Source organism: Micromonospora sp. NPDC047620, from assembly GCF_043205005.1.
Taxonomy (GTDB): Bacteria; Actinomycetota; Actinomycetes; order Mycobacteriales; family Micromonosporaceae; genus Micromonospora.
The window spans coordinates 1-1,263 of sequence record NZ_JBIDDG010000134.1 but is presented as its reverse complement, the minus strand read 5'-3'; the positions used below and the strand labels follow the sequence as shown (position 1 = coordinate 1,263).

The window sequence follows — 1,263 nt, the reverse complement described above, 5'->3', positions numbered from 1 at the left end:
TGGGCTGTGTCAAGGATCTTGGACAGGTCTTCGTGGATTTGCTGGTCAGGCTGCTATCAGGGTCTGGTGTTCGGTGAGGGCTTCGGCGGGGGTGCGGTAGTCGAGGGCTGAGTGCAGTCGTTGCCGGTTGTAGAATACTTCGATGTACTCGGCGACGGCGAATCGGGCGCGGGCGCGGGTGTCGAAGCGCTGCCGGTGATACATCTCGTTCTTGAGGGTGGCGAAGAACGATTCGGCGGCGGCGTTGTCCCAGCACACACCGGTACGGCCCACGCTCGCGCGTATCCCGGTTCGCACGCAGTAACGGGCGAACTCGGCGGAGGTGTACTGGGCGCCGCGGTCGGAATGGAACACCGCGCCGGGGCGGACATGCCCGTGGTGTTGGGCCATGGCCAGGGCGTCAACGATGAGGCTGGTCCGCATGTGCTCGGCGGTCTGCCACCCGACGACCATCCGGGTGGCCAGGTCGATGACCGTGGCCAGATACAGCCAGCCCTCACCCGTCTTCAGGTAGGTGATATCACCGACCAGACGGATGCCCGGCGCGTCGGCGGTGAAGTCCCTGCCGATCAGGTCAGCGGAAACCACCAGATCCTGACCGGGCAGCGTGGTCCGCTTGTACGCCCGTGGTTGGCAGGCACGCAGGCCGAGCTCACGCATCAGATCCGCGACCAGGCCGACGCTGCACGCGATGCCCTCCCGGTTCAGCGCTGCCGCCACCCGCCGGCAGCCGTAGGTGCCCCGGGAGGCGTCGAAGACCCGCCGCACCCGTGCGGCCAGGTCCCGACGTCGGACGGCGGTGGCGGTCTCGGCCCGGTCGCGCCAGGCGTAGTACGTGGAGCGGGAGACACCCAGCAGTCGGCACATCCACGCGATCGGGTAGGTGGCCTTCTCCGCGTCGATCAACGCGCACCGCAGGGCTACGGGTGCATCCGGGCGAAGAAGGCCGCGGCTTTTTTCAGGAACTCGTTCTCCATCCGCAACCGGCGGATCTCGTCTTCCATCTCTTTCACACGAGCGGCCTCCACCGGAGTGCTGTTCTGGTCGGCCACCGCATGCTCACGCCGCCACGCGTTGACCCAGTTACCCAACGTCGCGTCATGGATCCCCAGATCACGGGCGACGACCGCAATCGGCTTACCAGTCTCGATCACCATCTGCACAGCCTCGGCCTTGAACTGCGGGCTGAACCGACGACGCTGCTCGGGCATGGACTCATCCTCTCAACTCGGAGGACATGTCCAGGATCCTTGGTACACCTCA

1 protein-coding gene is annotated in these 1,263 nt (G+C 66.0%); it reads right to left on the bottom strand.

The genetic code is table 11. The features are described 5' to 3' along the window. Positions 1-45 precede the first annotated feature (45 nt). A protein-coding gene (locus ACGF5C_RS34725; protein ID WP_393308648.1) for an IS3 family transposase occupies positions 46-1,211 on the bottom strand; the annotation gives its coding sequence in 2 pieces (ribosomal slippage) (positions 46-953 and positions 953-1,211; 1,167 coding nt in all). Positions 1,212-1,263 lie beyond the last annotated feature (52 nt).